We start from the raw sequence: 16,182 nt of genomic DNA on the forward strand, positions 1-16,182 counted from the left end.
CCATGCTGCGTGAGGTCATCGCGATTCCGGAGCGGGTGACCGACTCGGACTACGTGATGCGGTTGGCGGAGGGTGTCAGCCATGCGCAGCAGACCCTCGCCGATTACGTGGTCACCGACAGCTTGAAGACGGAGTTCGTCAAGGCGCTCGGGCTGGTCGCGCAGGCGCTGGAGACGGGCCGGTCGCAGGCAGGGTTCCTGCACGGGTCGTTCGGTGCCGGGAAGAGCCACTTCATGGCGGTGCTGCATGAGATCCTGCGCCGCAACCCGGACGCCCTGGCCGTCGAAAACCTGTCGGAGCCGGTCGCGGACGCGGACAAGTGGCTGTCCGGCCGCAAGGTGCTGACGTTGACCTTCCACCTGCTGGGTGCCCGGTCGCTGGAGGCGGCGGTGCTCGGCGGGTACCGCCAGCAGGTGATGGCGTTGCACCCGGATGCCCCGCCACCGGCGGTGCATCGGTCGGATGCGCTGCTGGTCAACGCCGCAGACTACCGGGCCGAGGTAGGCGACGAGCGGTTCTTCGCCCGGCTGAGCGAGGCCTCGGGCGGCGGGTCCGCGGGGTGGGGGCAGTGGCGCGGTGGTTGGGATGCCGCCCGGTACGACGCTGCCGCGGCGCAGCCGCCCGGCACGCCCGACCGGGACCGGCTGGTCTCCGACTTGACCGCGACCCTGTTCAAGGGGGCGGTGCACAGCGGCGAGTTCCTCGACATCGACGAGGGCCTCGCGGTGATCACGCAGCACGCGAAGTCGCTGCAGTACGACGTGATCGTGTTGTTCCTCGACGAGCTGATCCTGTGGCTGTCGCAGCACCTGTCGAACCTGGAGTTCGTCAACCAGGAGGGTGGCAAGCTCGCGAAGTTCGTCGAGTCGGCCGATCAACACAGGTCGGTGCCGCTCGTGTCGTTTGTTGCCCGGCAGCGGGACCTGGTGGAGTTCCTCGGGCCGCATGTGCCAGGTGCGGAGCGGCAGGCGTTCTCCGACGTGTTCCGGCACGGCCGGGGCCGGTTCACCGAAATCGTGCTGCCGGACCGGAACCTGCCGCAGATCGCCGAGCGGCGGCTGCTGAAGAAGATCGGCGACGGCGAGCGCATCCTCCGGGAGGCGTTCGAGGCGGTCCAGCGCCGCCGTGACGTGTGGGACACGCTGATCGCCGGTAACCAGTACGGCGACGCCGGTGTCGGCTCCGATCCGGCGGTGTTCCGGCGGCTGTACCCGTTCAGCCCGGCGCTGGTGGCGACGCTGGTGGCGCTGTCGCAAGCGTTGCAGCGGGAGCGGACCGCGTTGAAGGTGATGGCCCGGCTGCTCGTGGCGGGCCGTGATCGGCTGCGGGTCAACGACGTCATCGGGGTCGCCGAACTCTTCGACGAACTGGTCGCGAAGGGGGAGCTGCCGGACAACCCGAAATTGAAGAAGCAGTTCGAGACCGCCCGGGCGCTCTACGGCCGGCTGCGGCCGGTGCTCCTTGAGCAGCACCAGCAGACCGAGGCAGGCGTCGCCGCGCTGCCGCCCAGCCATCAGTACAACGTCGACGACCGATTGATCAAGACACTGTTGCTTGCGGCGCTGGTGCCGGAGGTGCCGGCGCTGGCGAACCTGACCGCGGTCCGGCTGCACGCGTTGAACTACGGCTCGATGGTCAGCCCGATCATCGGCTCGGAGCCGCCGATGGTGCTCAAACGGCTGCGGCACCTGTCGGTGTACATCCCGGAGATCCAGATCGGCGAGGGTACCGATCCGGTGATCCGGATGGAGCTGTCCGAGGTGGACGCGTCGGTCCTCCTCGAGCGGGTGCCGACCACGGAGGACACGCCAGGTGCCCGGCGTCGGCTGCTGCGGGATCTCATCTGTGCCGAGTTGGGCATCACCCCGCCGGACGGCATGTTCGCCGCACAACAGCAGCCGCGGGATTGGCGGGGCCGCCGGCACCACATCGACGTCATCTTCGCCAACGTCCGGGACCCCAACGAACTGCCCGAGTCGGACGTCGCAGCGGACGGTGGGCGCTGGCGGGTGGTCATCGACTACCCCTTCGACGACGAGACCCACACCCGGCGCAGCGACACCGCCCGTATCCAGGCGATCAACGCGCACTTGAACAGCAATACGCTGTTCTGGCTGCCGTACTTCCTCACCGAGGAACGGCTGGGTCTGGTCGGTACCCTGGTGAAGCTGAACTATCTGCTGGCGGGCAGCGGCGACGACCGGTTGCGCACGATAGCCTCCGACTTTTCCACAGACGAGCGGCTGCAGGCGAAGGCGATGCTGGAACAGCAGCAGCGCACCACTCGTGCCCGGCTCGTCGACTGTCTCAAGCAGGCGTACGGAGTGGTGGGTGCCCTGCCAGCGGACGTTGCCGACGACCCGGACCCGGTGCTGCAGACGATTGCACCTGGCTTTACTCCCGCAAAACCGATCGGTGGGACGCTGCGCACCGCGTTCGACCACCTGACCGGGCAGATGCTCACCTGGATCTACCAGGGTCATCCGAACCTGCCCGAGAACGAGCCCCTGGTCACCGTCGCGCAGCTGCGCAAGGTACTTGAGTACGCCCAGCAGGCCATGGCCGATCCAGCTCGTCGAGTGTTGGTGGAGTCCGCCGATCGGCGGCATGTCCGCCGGATCGCGAACCAATTGAAGATCGGCGAGTGCACCGAGGAAGGTGTCTACACCCTCAACCCCACGTACCTGTGGTGGACCGGGCACTTCCTGCAGCAGGCCAAGGCGCTGGAAGGCGCGACGGACCGGTTCTCCGTCTCGCTGCTGCGCCGGCTGACCGACGTGCCGCAGCCGCGTGGCCTGGACCGCCCCGTGCAGCAACTGCTGATCGCGGTGTTCGCGCTCGACCAGGACCTGTCCTGGTACCGGGACGACCGGAAGATTCCCGCTCCTGTGCTCGACGGCATCGCCGACGACATGGAGCTCCGGATGGATCGCCGCCCCGACGAGCAGCAGTGGAAAGCCGCGCTCGCCACCGTCAGCGGGCTGACGCCGTTGCGGCTGCCACCGCGGCTGTCCGCGGCGAACCTTGCCCGGTTCGGCGCGACGGTGCGCGAGCACCTCAAAGGCACCCTGCCTGCGGTCCGGCAACTGGTCGCCGCGCTGGAGCGGCACGCCGGGCAGCTCGGCATCGATCCGGCCGCCACGACCGGGCGGCTGCACACCGCCCGGCGTCTGGTTGCCCTGCTCGACGCCGTCGTGGACGAGCTCGATGACGTGGTCCTCGTCGATCTGCTGGCCGATCCCGACCTCGGCGGCGTGGAACCGGTCACCGCCAGCGTTTACCTCACCCGAGCTGCGGCGCTGACCGAGGCGCTGGCCCGCACGCCGTGGAACATGCTCAGCACTGTCGCCGGGCTGCAGGACGACCGCGCCGAAGCGGCGCGCCTGCTGCTGGAGAAGCTGGCCGATTCCGCGCGCCGCGAGCAGCTGCACGCCGACCTTGCCGAAGCGCTATCCACGGCGGCCCACGAAGCGACCGAGCTGCTGGCCCGGACGCCGCCGCCGGTCGTCGTCCCGCCGCCGGTCATCGACCCGCCGGTCGTCGTCACACCACCCGTTCCTACGCCGCCGGTGACCCCGCCGCTGGTCCGGACCGGCGGTGAGGTCAGCATCGACGACGACGCCTCGTTCGAGGACGCGGTCGCGAAGCTGCGCCGCTTCCGGGCGGCGAACGCGGGGCGGCGGATCCGGGTGGAATGGTCGGTGGAGTGAGCACCACCGCCGCCGGTATCGCCGCGCCGAGTGCGACGGAGGCGCAGGTGCGGGCCATGGTCGCCGACTGGCTGCGCAGCGGCCGTCCGGAGCGCGCTCTTGCGCTGAAGGCGCGCCCGGAGTGGAGCGGCTCCCCGACGATCCAGGTCGGCGGCACCACCGTCCGGGTGGTGCCGGCTGTGTCGTCGCTGGCGATCCGGGCGGCGTTGGTCGAGCTGCCGGACGAGGAACGTCTGGTGGTCCTCACCGATCGCGATGACGACGACCTCGGCGCCGGGCTGCTGTCGCGCTGCTCGACACACACCGTGATCAGTATCGACCCATGGGAGATCGTCCGGACGCATTTCGAGGCCGCCGCGCTCGACCCGGCGCTTGTGCGGCAGCGCCGCCAGCTCGCCGAGGCATTGCTGGAGCACGCGCCGCCGGGCGGCTGGCCGCCGGTGCGCGGGGGAGTGGTGACCCGCGACGCCGCGATGCGGTTGCTGGCCGCCCGGCTGCTGGGATTGGCCGTGGACGACCTCGACGCGACCGGGCTGCTGCAGTGGACCCTGCGCGGCGCCGACGTCGTGCGGTACACCGCCGTCGACGCCGAATTGCGAGGCATTGTCGCCGGCTGGCTCGCTGAGACCGCCGGCGCCACCGCATGGTGGGCGATCGCCGCTGTCGACAGCGGTCACGGCACCGACGCCATTCCCCTCGGGCTGGTCGCGGGGCTGCTGTGGGACGGCCGCGCGCCGAACGCGGACGTGGCCGCCGCCCGGGTGCGGTTCGAGCAGTACCTCGGCGGTACCGCCCCGCGTGAGAGCGAAGCCGCGGAGTGGAGCACCACCGTCCTGGCCTGGGTCACCCGGGCGCTGGGCGGCGAGGATCGCGCGGAGGCGCAGCGGCTGCTCGGCCGGGCCGAGGAACTCGCCCGGGGGCTCCAGGCGAGTCGGCTCATCGGCCGGTCGGACCTGCTGCCCGGCGGGCTCGACGCCCGGTTCGCGACCTTCGCCGAGGAACTGCGTCTGGCCCTGCGCAAGCCGACCAGCCGCACGCTCGAGGCGGCGGAGGCCGCCCTGCGGATGGTGGCGCGGCACCGGCTCGCCCCGGTCGGTGACCGGTACCCGACGGCGGTGCTGGCGATGCGCGCCATGCGCTGGCTGACCACTCCGGACGACACGCCGAAGACGTTGGCGGAGGCGGTACACCGGCAGACCGCTACTGACGGATGGGTCGACCGGGCCGGGCTTCGGCTGTGGGTCGGGGTGAGCGATCCCGCGCTCGCCGCGGTGTACCGGGATCTCCACACCGCCGTCGCCGCCCGCCGCGACCACCACGACGAGCAGTTCGCGGCGCTGCTCGCCGCGAACACCGCGGCCGACAGCGCACCCGGCAGCCTGCTGTACGTGGAGGACGTCGTCCGGAGGGTCGTCAAACCGGTCGTCGACGCGGGCCGGCCGGTGCTGCTGCTCATCGTCGACGGGATGAGCGTGGCCGCCAGCACCGAACTGGTCGAGTCGGCGGTAGCCGCAGACTGGTGGGAACTCACCCCGGACGGTGGGCCGCGTGTCGGTGTGCTTGCCGCGCTGCCGTCGGTGACCGAGGTAAGCCGGACCAGCCTCTTCGCCGGCGAGCTCCGCCGGGGCGGCCAGGCCGACGAACGCGCCGGGCTGACCAAGCAGCTCGGTGCCGACGCCGTGCTGTTCCACAAGGGTGACCTGCTCGCTGGTGCCGGACAAAGCCTCGCCCCGTCCGTCGTGACGGCGCTGCGCAACCCCGACGTCCGCACCGTCGCCGCGGTCGTCAACACCATCGACGACGCCCTCGACCGCAGTGACCCGGCCGCGACCGCCTGGACCTTGGAGACCGTACGGTTGGTCCGCCACCTCCTCGACGCCGCCCGCGGGCGGGTCGTGGTGCTGCTCTCCGACCACGGGCACGTCGTGGACCGCGGACCCGACGGCGACCTGCGCAGCGCAACCGGCGCACTGTCCGCTCGGTGGCGGCCCGCCAGCGGCGACGCACCCGGCGACGGCGAAACCCGGATCACCGGGCGGCGAGTCCTCCTCGGCGACGGTGACGTGGTCCTGCCCTGGCGAGAGACGATCCGTTACACCGCCCGCAAGGCCGGCTACCACGGTGGCGCCAGCGCGGCCGAGGTCGTCATCCCGCTCACGATGTTGACCTCCGCCGGGGAACCGTCGCCGGCCGGATGGTCGCCGGCACCGGTGGCGTCGCCGCCGTGGTGGCGCGGGCCGGTCGACCTGTCCAGCGCGGCAGTCACCCTGGCTGAGCCGACGCAGGAGGGCACCCTCTTCGACGTTGTCGCCCCGGTCGCTGCGCCGACCCCAGCGGACGCGCTCGGCCTCACCCCGCCGTTCGTGACCGCCTTGCTGGCCAGTCCCCGGTACAAACAGAACCAGGCGCTGCGGCTGGCCGGCCGCCCGGTGCTGCCCGACGAGCGGGTCACCGCCCTGCTCACCGCCCTGCACGAGGCGGACGGCCATCGGCTTCCGATGGAGGCCCTCGCGGCCCGCTCCGGCGTCCCCGCGCAGCGGATCGGCAACATCGTGACGATTCTGCGGCGGGTCCTCGCCGTCGAGGGCTACCAGGCCGTCGACGTCGACGGCGAGATCGTCACACTCGACGAACGCATGCTGCGCGAGCAGTTCGAGCTTGGGACCAGCCGTGACCGTTGATGTCAGCGCGCGGCGCCGCCGCGAGGTTATTGACGCGCTGCGCCGGGGCACCGTCCCCGGCAACGGACTCGACCTGCTCGCCGTCGGGCTGGACCGGTTCGAGGCCGCCATCGACGCCGAACTCGACACCGCGTCCGCCGGCGGTGCGGTGTTCAAAGCGGTCCGCGGCGAGTACGGCGCTGGCAAAACGTTCTTCACTCGCTGGCTCGCCGAACGCGCGAAACACCGCGGGATGGCCACCGCCGAGGTCCAGATCTCCGAGACCGAAACCCCTCTGCATCGGCTGGAAACCGTCTATCGGCGCATCTGCGACAACCTCACCACGGCCGAGTTCCCGCCGTCGGCGCTGCGGCCTGTCCTTGACGCCTGGATGTACAGCCTCGAGGAAGACGTCCTGGCCACTGGCGACATTGCCGAGACCGACAGCGATGCCCTCGACGACGGCGTCGACCGGCTCCTCGACCGACGCCTCGGCGAGATCGCCCGCAGCGCACCAGCCTTCGCCGCGGCCCTGCGCGGCTACCGAACCGCCGCGGGCGCCGGAGACCAGGCCACCGCCCAAGGCCTCGCCGCCTGGCTCGGCGGCCAGCCCAACGTCGCCTCCACCGTCCGCCGCGCCGCTGGCCTGAAAGGCGAGCTCGATCACTTCGGCGCACTGGCCTTCCTACAAGGGCTGCTGACCGTGCTCCGCGGCTGCGGACACCCAGGACTGCTCGTCGTCCTCGACGAGGTCGAAACGCTGCAACGCATGCGCTCCGACGTCCGTGACAAGGCCCTCAACGCGCTGCGGCAGCTCATCGACGAGGTCGACGGCGGCCGGTTCCCCGGCCTCTACCTCGTCATCACCGGGACCCCGGCATTCTTCGATGGCGTGCAGGGCGCCCAACGCCTGCCACCTCTCGCGCAGCGCCTCGCCACCGACTTCACCGCCGACGCCCGCTTCGACAACCCGCGCGCCGTCCAACTCCGGCTACCCGGTTTCACCACCGAAGGCCTGCGCGAACTCGGAGGTCGAGTGCGCGATCTGTTCATCGCCGGTCTGCCTGACCGGGACCGGGTTGCCGCCACCGTCGACGACGCCTATCTGGCCCTACTCGCCGACACCGTCACTGGCCGGCTCGGCGGCAAGGTCGGCGTCGCCCCCCGGGTTTTCCTGAAGAAGCTCGTCGCGGATGTCTTGGACCGCACCGAGCAGTTTCTGGACTTCGACCCGCGTCGCGACTACCCGGTGACGGTGACCGCCGCCGAGCTTACCGACGTTGAACGCAACGCCGCCGGTCTCGCCGTCGAGTCCGTCGACGACATCGACCTCACCCTGCCGTGACCGCCGTCGACCGGCTCCACCCGGGCGTCGCCCACCACATCGTCAACACCCTCGGCTGGCGCACACTCCGCCCGCTGCAGGAAGCCGCCATCGAACCCGTCCTCGCCGGCGACGACGCCCTGCTGCTCGCCCCGACCGCTGGCGGCAAGACCGAAGCCGCGGTGTTCCCGGCCCTGACCGCCATGGCGGAGGGCGCCTGGACCGGCATCTCGGTGCTGTACTTGTGCCCGCTGCGCGCCCTGCTCAACAACCTTCACCCGCGGATCGCCGGCTACGCGAGCTGGCTCGGCTGCACGGCCGGCCTCTGGCACGGCGACACGTCCGCCACCCAGCGCCGACGGCTGCGCCTCGAACGACCCGACATCCTGCTCACTACGCCTGAGTCCCTCGAAGCGATGCTCGTGTCCACGCTGACCGACCCTCGGCAGGTCTTCGCCGACCTGCGGATGGTCATCGTCGACGAGGTTCACGCCTTCGCCGGGGACGACCGAGGCTGGCACCTGCTCGCCGTTCTCGAACGGCTGTCCCGCATCGCCGGACGCCGGGTGCAACGCATCGGCCTGTCCGCGACCGTTGGCAACCCCGGCGACCTTCTGCACTGGCTGCAGGGCACCAACGCCGCCCACCGGCCCGGCACCGTGGTCGCGCCGAGCGCACCGCCCGGCCCGACCCCGGCCATCGACGTCACGCTCGACTACGTCGGCGGCGTCGACAACGCCGCCACCGTCATCGCTGCCCTGCACCGCGGCGAGAAACGCCTCGCCTTCTGCGACAGCCGCGCCCAGGTCGAACAACTCGCCCTCGCCCTGCGGGCCAAGGGCGTTCGCACGTTCGTGTCCCACTCTTCCCTGGCCGCCGACGAACGCCGCCAGGCCGAGCAGGCATTCGCCGAGGCCCGCGACTGCGTCATCGTCGCCACCGCCACCCTCGAACTCGGCGTCGACGTCGGCGACCTCGACCGCGTCATCCAGCTCGATGCACCACGCACCGTCGCCTCTTTCCTGCAGCGACTGGGCCGCACCGGCCGCCGGCCCGGCACCGACCGCAACACCCTCTTCCTCGCCACCAAGCACGACACGCTGCTCAAAGCCGCCGGGCTGCTCAACCTGTGGCTGGACGGATACGTTGAGCCGGTCGTGCCGCCGCCGCGACCCCGGCACATCGCTGCGCAACAGATTCTCGCGCTGTGCCTGCAGGAACACCGGATCGGCGGTGGGACGTGGCCGTCCTGGTACGGCGACCTGGCGATCTTCGACCAGACCACACCCGCGATCGTGGAATGGCTCGTCCAATCCGGGCACCTCGACCGCGACACCGGCATGCTCGCCATCGGACCGCAGACCGAACGCCGGTACGGTCGGCGGCACTTCATGGAACTGCTGACCGTCTTCGCCGCCGCCCCCGAGTTCACCGTCCTGCATGGCCGCCGCGAAGTCGGCAGCACCGACGCGATCGTGCTCACCATGAAGGTCGACGGCCCGCGCGTCATCGTCCTCGGCGGCCGTGCGTGGAAGGTCACCCACATCGACTGGAATCGGCAACGCTGCTACGTCGAACCCACTGACCTGCCTGGTCGCAGCCTCTGGCACGGTTTCCTGCCGCCGGAGTCCTGGAGCCTCGCCCAAGCCCAGCGCCGGGTGCTCCTCGGCGCCGACCCGGACGTCACGTGGTCCAACCGTTCTGTACAGGCCCTTGCTGCGGTCCGCAGGGAACGGGCCGATCACGCCTGGGCCGGCGGTAGCGTCGTCGAGGCACGGGAGGACGAACATCGCTGGTGGACCTGGGCCGGTCGGCGCGCGAACGCGACCATCGCCGCGGCCCTGCCCAAGGCCGTCGTGGATGGCGCCCGCCTAGACGACCACATGGTGCGGCTGCGCCGGGACCTGACCGCCGGTGAGCTTCGGCACCTGGTCGACGCCGTTGACGTCGAGCGGCTTGCGGCACCCGACATCGACGAACGAGCCGTCGCCGGCCTCAAGTTCGGCGACGTGCTGCCACCGCACCTGGCAGTCGCCACGCTCGCCGAGCGGGCCGCGGACCCCGTCGGCGCCGCGGAGATCCTGAGCGCACCCCTGCGCTGGGTCAACTCCCCGTAGGGTGCAGCTCAGCCGACTCGTAGTCCAGCTGATACACCGTCACGGCGCCGCGGCGCAGTCGGTACAACACGATCGTCGACAACAGGCTTTCCTCGACGATGCGCGCGCGTTTGCGGTACCGCTCGCTGTCATCGATCCACGCCTCGACACGGTCCGGCAACGTGAACGTCAGCCGGTATGCGTCCGGACGCTCGCGGGGGAACAGTTCCCACTGGGTCACGTGCGAGTCGGACCGGCGCCGGCGCAGGCCGATCGAGTGCCGCTGCTTGTGTTGGGTGAACGTCAGGAAATGCTGCATCGTGTACGGCGGTTGCGCCGTCAACGTCAGCACGAACGGCGCCGGCGGGAAGCCGAGGAGCAGCTCACCGCCCTGCGCCACCTGAAGCCCGTGCCCCATCCCGGCGGCGATCTTCGCCAAGGCCTGCTCGATCGCGTCAGACCACCACGACGGCGTGGTGAGCTGCGGCAACACCGATCCACCGGTCTCCAGGTGGCGGCGAACCGCTTCGCGTAGTTTGGCGCGCGGAACCGACTGTTGCAAAGACGCCTCGAGCTGGCGCACCTCGTCTGCCGCGTCCGCGACCGCCGCTCGCAGCCATGCAAAGCTGTCGCCGGACAAGTCCACGAGGGAGATCTGATGCGCGATCGCGTACTCCTGAGCGGGGGCGGAAAAGCCTGAAGTGGAGAACAGCGTGACACGTACCGGTAGCGACGTCGTGGTCTCCGGCCCGGACCCAGCTGGATGTAGTTCTCGTTCACGTCGCTGACGACCCCGAACGCGTTGCGAACCTCATGGATGCCGGTGGTCCCGGCTCGGAACTTCGCCTCCACGAACAGCCGGATCGGCAGTGAGAACGGCGGCACGAACGCGAACTCGCCGAGCGTGTCCGCCTGGTGGTTCGCCCCACGTCCCACCACGGACAGGCCGTTGCCGGCCCATTCGAGCGCGCCATCCGGGTCGTCGCCCACATCCGTCAGCAGACGGTATCCGCTCGCGCGGACCAGCCACGCGATAGCCTCCTCCAGGAGATGCCCGCGCAGCACCTCGACAGACGTCACTGCCGAACCATACCGGCCGTGCGACCTTGCATCGGGTGCGGTGTTCGGAGATGACCAGATGATCATCTATCCGGCGCACGGGCGCCGGGGCTGCTACCTCGCATCCGAGCTTTACTGTGGGGTAATTCGCTTCGAGCCGAAGCGCTCGCACGCTGCTCGGGCGGGCGGGCGGGCGCAGCGGCGGGGGAGCGGAGCATCAACTTCGGCGGGTTCGCCAGCTGTGCCGTCTCGCGTCCTCTGTACGAAGGGCTGTACGCGCAGGCCGATGCTGAAACCGCCGCCGCCTCTGATCTTTGCAGGTGGGAGCCGATATGGCCATGACCTATTCACTCGTAATGATTAGGTCTTCCCGCTAAAGCATGTACTACCTACGCTGGATTTTCCAGCCGCAAATTCGGTCGGTTCTGAACTCATTTCGCATTGAGCCCTCCTCGTGGTGTGGGGAGTGGCATTCGGCCGTCGGAGACCTCATTGTCCTAGGATGCTTGAGGCGATGGGGTCGGAGTTGCGGTTACATGCAGCGGAGAGTGTGGGAGGTTAGGATGCCGTATTCCGCCAGCTCGGCCAACGGCGGTGGAGAAGTGGAGCCGGCAGGGAAGCTGCTGACGATCGATGCAGTGGCGGAGCTTCTCGGGGTCTCATCGCGGTGGCTTGCGGACGAGTGCCGTGCCGGTCGGATCGCTCACGTCCACATCGCTCGGAAGCGGCGCTTCACCGCCAAGCAGGTGGATCAACTCATCGAGCGCTTCAGCGTGCAGCCGCAGCAGGAGGAGCCGGAGCGGCTGCATCCAGCTGTCAGTAATCGGGTTTACCGCCGGCTTCAGCGGCAGGGCGTGATCCCGCCGACGAGACCGGCGTAGGGCTTGGGCGCCGTGGCCGGTCAAGGTGGAGATCCGGTCAGGCCCCAAGCCGTTCAGCGTTGTCTGCTGCGCGAATCCGTACGGCGTCGAGGAACTCTTGCTGGGTCGGGCTGCCGCGTGTGGCCTCCAAGCCTTCCGCATGCGCTGCTTCCCGGTTGATGTATTCCGCGTACACGGTCCAGCATCCACGGATGCCGGCCACGAACTGCTCCAATAGGTCAGAGGCCGGTCGGTGCGGGGCGAGCGGAGTGAGCCTGACCCGGTCGACCTGCTCAAGGTTGTAAGGATTGCTGTCGTCGGCCTCCGCGAGCCGGATCGCCTCCACGATCGCGTCCCTGGCTCCGTAGAGATCGACAGCTTCCCCGTCGGCGATGGCGGTCGCCTGCTCGACCAGGTCGATGACCGCGTCACGCGGCGTGCACCGCAACGACATCATCTCCAGGACTGTTGTCGCCGCCGTGTGGGGGAGTGCCTCGATGTTGTCTGCCGCGTCCAGGACTGCCGTGGTGGGGATGCCGGAGATGTCCGCGACGACGCTGACGGCCGCCTCGAGCCAGTGCGCCGCGGCGACGGCGGCGGCCGTTGGGTCCAGCGTCGTGAACAGCTCCTCGCTGCCGAGCGGCTCGCGGTGGAGCGCCTGGTCCGCGGCGACGACCTGAACCGGGGACACGTCGAGCCGACTTAGCGTCACCGCTTGACGGGCTCGTCCCGAAAGGTCGCCTCGCGCAGCAGCCTCGACCGACGCGACTTCGCGCCGTACTTCGGCAAGCACCGCACCGTCCAGGTCGGCATTTCCGACGAGGTCCAGCGCTGTCGCGATCCGGTGCGCGGCATCGTCGATCGGGTCGTAGAAGGCAATGGGCACGTCCGCGGCGGTGCCGGTTCGATGTTGCACGACCGCGGCGATCCAGTCGCTCAGCGCATCGCCGCGGTCGAGATGCGCGTCATCAATGATCGTGCCAGCTCCCGGGACTGCATCAGCCCGGACATAGGACTCCCACAGTGTTGCCGAAAGCGTCGACAGGGCCTCCGTCAGATCCGCGCCGTGTTCGGCCGCCACGCCAGCAGGCAGCGTTGCCACCGTCTGCGCTACGCCGCCGAGCCCAGCCTGCCACATGGCGATCAACAGCCCGCGATCGCCGTCAATCCCGTAGATCGTCATGAAACCTCTTTCGGAGAGACGCCCAGGCCGCCGCGGTGTGGGGCTGTCGATGCACCACGAGGTGCTGAGGCGAGTGGATGCGGCTCGCCGGTGAGTGCGGCTATCGCTGCCGCGACCTCGTGGACGTCCGCGCGGACATACGTGGCGGTCGGACCCGCGTCGTTGCGGCCGGTGTGGCCGGCGAACGCGCGAGCCACGGCGTAGCTGAAGTTCCGTTCGACCCAGGTCAGCGTCGTGTGCCGCAACCAGTGCGTGCTGATCTGCTGCGTGGCGACCCAGGACAGGTGCCGGCCGAGGCGCTGCCAGATGTAGTCGTACCGTCGGCGGGTGATCGTTCGGCCGTTGCGGTAGCGCAGCAGCTGCTCTCGCGTACCGGCGGCCGCACCGCGCTGTTCGGCATGCGCCAGGAGGTGCTGCATCAGCGAAGGCGAGACCGGCTGCCAGCGAACAGTCTCGCCCTTCTCTCGGAGCCGGACAAGGCACTGCTCCACGTCCAGGTCAATGCGACGCAGGGCCAGCGCGCCGCCGCGGCGGCATGCCGTTTCCACGTGCAGCCGCAGCAGCAGCGTGTCGAGCTCGGGGTCATTGCCGGTCGTCGAGGCCAGCGCGAACACCTGCGTCAGCTGCCCGTCGGTCAACGCGTGCCGGGTGCTGGCCAGCCGCCGCGGCTTCGAGACCCGCACCGCCGGATTCGCCGCCTCCGACAGCAGCCCATCCGCCACCGCATGCTGATACAGGCACCGCAACGCCGAGATCATGTGCTCCGCGGCGCTACGCCCACCCCGCGAGTTGCTGCGCACCACAGCCGACCGCTTCGCGCTCTCAGCGAGCTGCTTGATCTCCGAAGCGGTCGGCTCGTCGAGCCGCCGATGACCCCAGACTTCCCGAATTCGCCGCCAATATGAGGCATAGGCTCGCCGGCTGCCCGGCGAGACTGCGTCGGCGATCCGGTCGAGGTACTCATCGAACGTCGGTACGGTGCGTGGTGCCGAGTTTACGACGAGGTCGCTGACGGAGACGCCAAGGCGGTCCAGCAACAGCCGAACCGTCTCGAGGTCGACCGCTCCGGACCGGTCCTCCGCCAGCGTCACTGTGAAGGCCCGAACACGGGATGCAGCAGTTCCGCGAGGACCGGCATCGAATAGATCATCACGGTGTCGAGAGCCGGTCGTGCCACGGCAAGGACGCGGTCGCCCTGGACCAGCCCGACGGCATGCCGGATCTCCGACGGCAGCCGAAGGTACCCCTGCTTCGTGACGGCCACGCCGCTGTCCTGCGCCGTGGACAGCTGGACCACACCCGCGGTGATGACGATGGTGAGCAGCTGACCCGGCAACCACCCGAGCACGCGAGCCGGCGAACCATCCGCCAACCGCCCACGCGCGTCAACCGTCGTCACCACACAGTACATATCCTCGGCCGCCGCCACCGACCGCAGAGCGGGCATAGGCAATCCGGCGAGGCTGTGCGGCTCGGCGAGCTCGGGAAGGAACGTCACGATGTAACCCTGACCCAAACCGTGGCTTGGCCGGCACGTGTCATCGCGTGTGGCCACGTGCCGGCCACCGAACGGCTAGACCAGCGGGTGAGGCTCGCCGGTCAGTGCCGCGACGGCCGCGGCGAGCTCTTCGACGGTCGCTTTGACGTACGTGGCGGTGCTGCCGACGTCGCTGCCGCGGTCGGTGTGGCCGGCGTAGCCGCGGGCGATCGCGTACCCGAAGTTCCGTTCCACCCACGTCAGGGTCGTGTGCCGTAGCCAGTGCGTGCTGATCTGCTGCGTCGCCACCCATGGCAGCGCCTCGCCGATCCGGCCCCACAGCGTGTCGTAGCGGCGGTGGGTGATCGGCCGGCCGTTGCGGTATCGCAGCAGCTGATCGTCCGGCGGCGCCTGCCGCTGTTCGGCGTGCAGCAGCAGGTGCTGCATGAGGGTGGGGGAGACCGGCTGCCAGCGGACCGTGTCTCCTTTCTCCTGGAGTCGGATCAGGCACTGGGTGGGGTCGAGGTCCCTCGGCCGCAACGCCAAGGCGCCGCCGCGGCGGCATGCGGTCTCCGTGTGCAGCCGTAGCAGCAGACTGTCGAGGTCCGGGTCCTCGCTTGTGCGGGCCGCGGCCTCGTTGATCTCCGCGAGCCGGGTGTCCGGCACCGCCCGCCGCGTGGACGGCATCCGGCGCGGCTTGCTGACCTTCAACGCAGGGTTCTCACCCTCCGACAGCAGCCCATCGGCGACCGCCCGTCGATACAGGCACCGCAGCGCGGCGATCAAATTCTCGGCCGACCCGTGCCCGCCGCGCGCGTTGCGCCGCTGCACCCGATTGGCCTTTACATGCTCGGACAGCCGCTCGATATCCGACGCCCGGACCTCATCGATCCGCCGCTGCGACCAATGCTCAAGGACCCGGTTCCAGTACGTGTTGTACGCCTTGCGACTGCCTTCACTGACCGCCTCCCGCACTACCGGGATGTACTCGGCGAACGTCGGCGCCGCTGGCCGCCCAGCGCCGACGAGATCAGCGGGAGAGATGCCCATCCGCGCCAAAAGCAGCCGAGCCGCCTCCAGCTCCGCCGACCCCGCCGCGGCGGTCACGCCGGGTCTCCGAGACGGATTGCGTGCAGCTGCTCGACCATCGCGTCAATCGCCTCCGGCGGGTGTACGACGATCAGGTTCCGGTCCGGGTCACCGGCAAGCAGAACCCGATCACCGGGCTGCAAGCCTGCCCACCGCCGCACCGCCACCGGGATCAGCAGATGCCCGGTCCGGCTGACGTGGAATACGCCCTGCTCGTCCAGGACGGCAGCGATCAGCCGACCCTGCTCGCGGACGTTCAGCCGGGTGCCGGCCACCCACCCGACTGCCCGGACGACCGACGTTTCGGCAACCCGGCCGCGGTTGTCGATCGTGGAGACGGCGTAGTGCCACGAACGAGACCGCCCCTGCGCCAGCGCGGCGAGAGGGAGCGGCGGCCGGGAGAGCGGACGGCGCGGCTCACCGTCCGCTGATGACAGGATGAGAGGTGTGACCGGGCGCGTCATGACGCACCACCGTGGGTGTGCAGAGATGCGTAAGGCGAGTGTTCAGAACCACTTGAACACTCGCCACCAAAGTAGGGCAGGTATGCCACAAAAGTGTGTCGAAGGGGGGACTTGAACCCCCACGCCCTTGCGGGCACTAGCACCTCAAGCTAGCGCGTCTGCCATTCCGCCACTTCGACCGGCTTGCGAGGCAACACATTACACGCTCCCCGAAGATCTTGGCGAATCGGGGGTCCCGACACGCCTGGGACCAGCACAGA

At 69.8% G+C, this 16,182-nt stretch carries 11 protein-coding genes and 1 tRNA gene; 5 read left to right on the plus strand and 7 right to left on the minus strand.

What is annotated here, in order from left to right:
- The first annotated feature begins 2 nt into the window (after positions 1-2).
- Genes Drose_RS17225 through Drose_RS17240 form a run of 4 tightly spaced genes read left to right on the plus strand, consistent with a single transcriptional unit; the run spans position 3 to position 9,811 of the window.
- Positions 3-3,710 carry a phage resistance protein gene (locus Drose_RS17225; RefSeq protein ID WP_260729733.1) on the plus strand — a complete coding sequence of 1,236 codons (3,708 nt, stop codon included), beginning with the start codon at positions 3-5 and terminating at the stop codon, positions 3,708-3,710.
- Positions 3,707-6,391, plus strand: a complete 2,685-nt coding sequence (gene pglZ, locus Drose_RS17230; RefSeq protein ID WP_260729209.1) for a BREX-2 system phosphatase PglZ — start codon at positions 3,707-3,709, stop codon at positions 6,389-6,391. Before Drose_RS17225 ends, pglZ begins: the two co-directional genes overlap by 4 nt.
- Positions 6,381-7,715, plus strand: coding sequence for a BREX system ATP-binding protein BrxD (gene brxD / locus Drose_RS17235; RefSeq protein ID WP_260729210.1), 1,335 nt, complete (start codon positions 6,381-6,383; stop codon positions 7,713-7,715). The genes pglZ and brxD overlap by 11 nt, the downstream gene beginning before the upstream one ends.
- Positions 7,712-9,811 (plus strand): DEAD/DEAH box helicase, encoded by a 2,100-nt coding sequence (locus Drose_RS17240; RefSeq protein ID WP_260729211.1) that lies wholly within the window; start codon positions 7,712-7,714, stop codon positions 9,809-9,811. The genes brxD and Drose_RS17240 overlap by 4 nt, the downstream gene beginning before the upstream one ends.
- On the opposite strand, the gene Drose_RS17245 is transcribed toward Drose_RS17240, so the two are convergent.
- A complete protein-coding gene (locus Drose_RS17245; protein ID WP_260729212.1) occupies positions 9,798-10,436 on the minus strand; it encodes a hypothetical protein in 639 nt (212 codons plus the stop codon). The genes Drose_RS17240 and Drose_RS17245 overlap by 14 nt on opposite strands.
- A 976-nt stretch (positions 10,437-11,412) precedes the next feature.
- On the opposite strand from Drose_RS17245, the gene Drose_RS17250 reads away from it, so the two are divergent.
- Positions 11,413-11,730, plus strand: a complete 318-nt coding sequence (locus tag Drose_RS17250; RefSeq protein WP_260729213.1) for a helix-turn-helix domain-containing protein — start codon at positions 11,413-11,415, stop codon at positions 11,728-11,730.
- A gap of 37 nt (positions 11,731-11,767) precedes the next feature.
- Here Drose_RS17250 and Drose_RS17255 read toward each other — a convergent pair whose 3' ends face one another.
- From Drose_RS17255 to Drose_RS17280, 6 genes are all read right to left on the minus strand, one after another.
- Positions 11,768-12,892 (minus strand): hypothetical protein, encoded by a 1,125-nt coding sequence (locus Drose_RS17255; protein WP_260729214.1) that lies wholly within the window; start codon positions 12,890-12,892, stop codon positions 11,768-11,770.
- On the minus strand, positions 12,889-13,983 hold the full coding sequence (locus tag Drose_RS17260) for a tyrosine-type recombinase/integrase (RefSeq protein ID WP_260729215.1): 1,095 nt from the start codon (positions 13,981-13,983) through the stop codon (positions 12,889-12,891). The genes Drose_RS17255 and Drose_RS17260 overlap by 4 nt, the downstream gene beginning before the upstream one ends.
- A complete protein-coding gene (locus Drose_RS17265; RefSeq protein ID WP_260729216.1) occupies positions 13,980-14,321 on the minus strand; it encodes a hypothetical protein in 342 nt (113 codons plus the stop codon). The genes Drose_RS17260 and Drose_RS17265 overlap by 4 nt, the downstream gene beginning before the upstream one ends.
- Before the next feature lie 144 nt (positions 14,322-14,465).
- Positions 14,466-15,476: a tyrosine-type recombinase/integrase gene (locus Drose_RS17270; RefSeq protein WP_260729217.1), complete on the minus strand. Its 1,011-nt coding sequence runs from the start codon at positions 15,474-15,476 to the stop codon at positions 14,466-14,468.
- Positions 15,473-15,733, minus strand: a complete 261-nt coding sequence (locus Drose_RS17275) for an AbrB/MazE/SpoVT family DNA-binding domain-containing protein (RefSeq protein WP_260729218.1) — start codon at positions 15,731-15,733, stop codon at positions 15,473-15,475. Before Drose_RS17275 ends, Drose_RS17270 begins: the two co-directional genes overlap by 4 nt.
- Before the next feature lie 285 nt (positions 15,734-16,018).
- Positions 16,019-16,101 (minus strand) — tRNA-Leu (locus Drose_RS17280).
- Between the last annotated feature and the right edge of the window lie 81 nt (positions 16,102-16,182).

Origin of the sequence: Dactylosporangium roseum (assembly GCF_025264685.1) — a bacterium.
In the GTDB taxonomy this organism is placed as follows: Bacteria; Actinomycetota; Actinomycetes; order Mycobacteriales; family Micromonosporaceae; genus Dactylosporangium; species Dactylosporangium roseum.

What these genes read in the sequence shown, in the direction of transcription:
- Drose_RS17225 (WP_260729733.1), top strand. Translation starts at nt 3, where the DNA reads ATGCTGCGTGAGGTCATCGCGATTCCGGAGCGGGTGACCGACTCGGAC.
- Drose_RS17250 (WP_260729213.1), top strand. Translation starts at nt 11,413, where the DNA reads ATGCCGTATTCCGCCAGCTCGGCCAACGGCGGTGGAGAAGTGGAGCCG.
- Drose_RS17255 (WP_260729214.1), bottom strand. Translation starts at nt 12,892, where the DNA reads ATGACGATCTACGGGATTGACGGCGATCGCGGGCTGTTGATCGCCATG.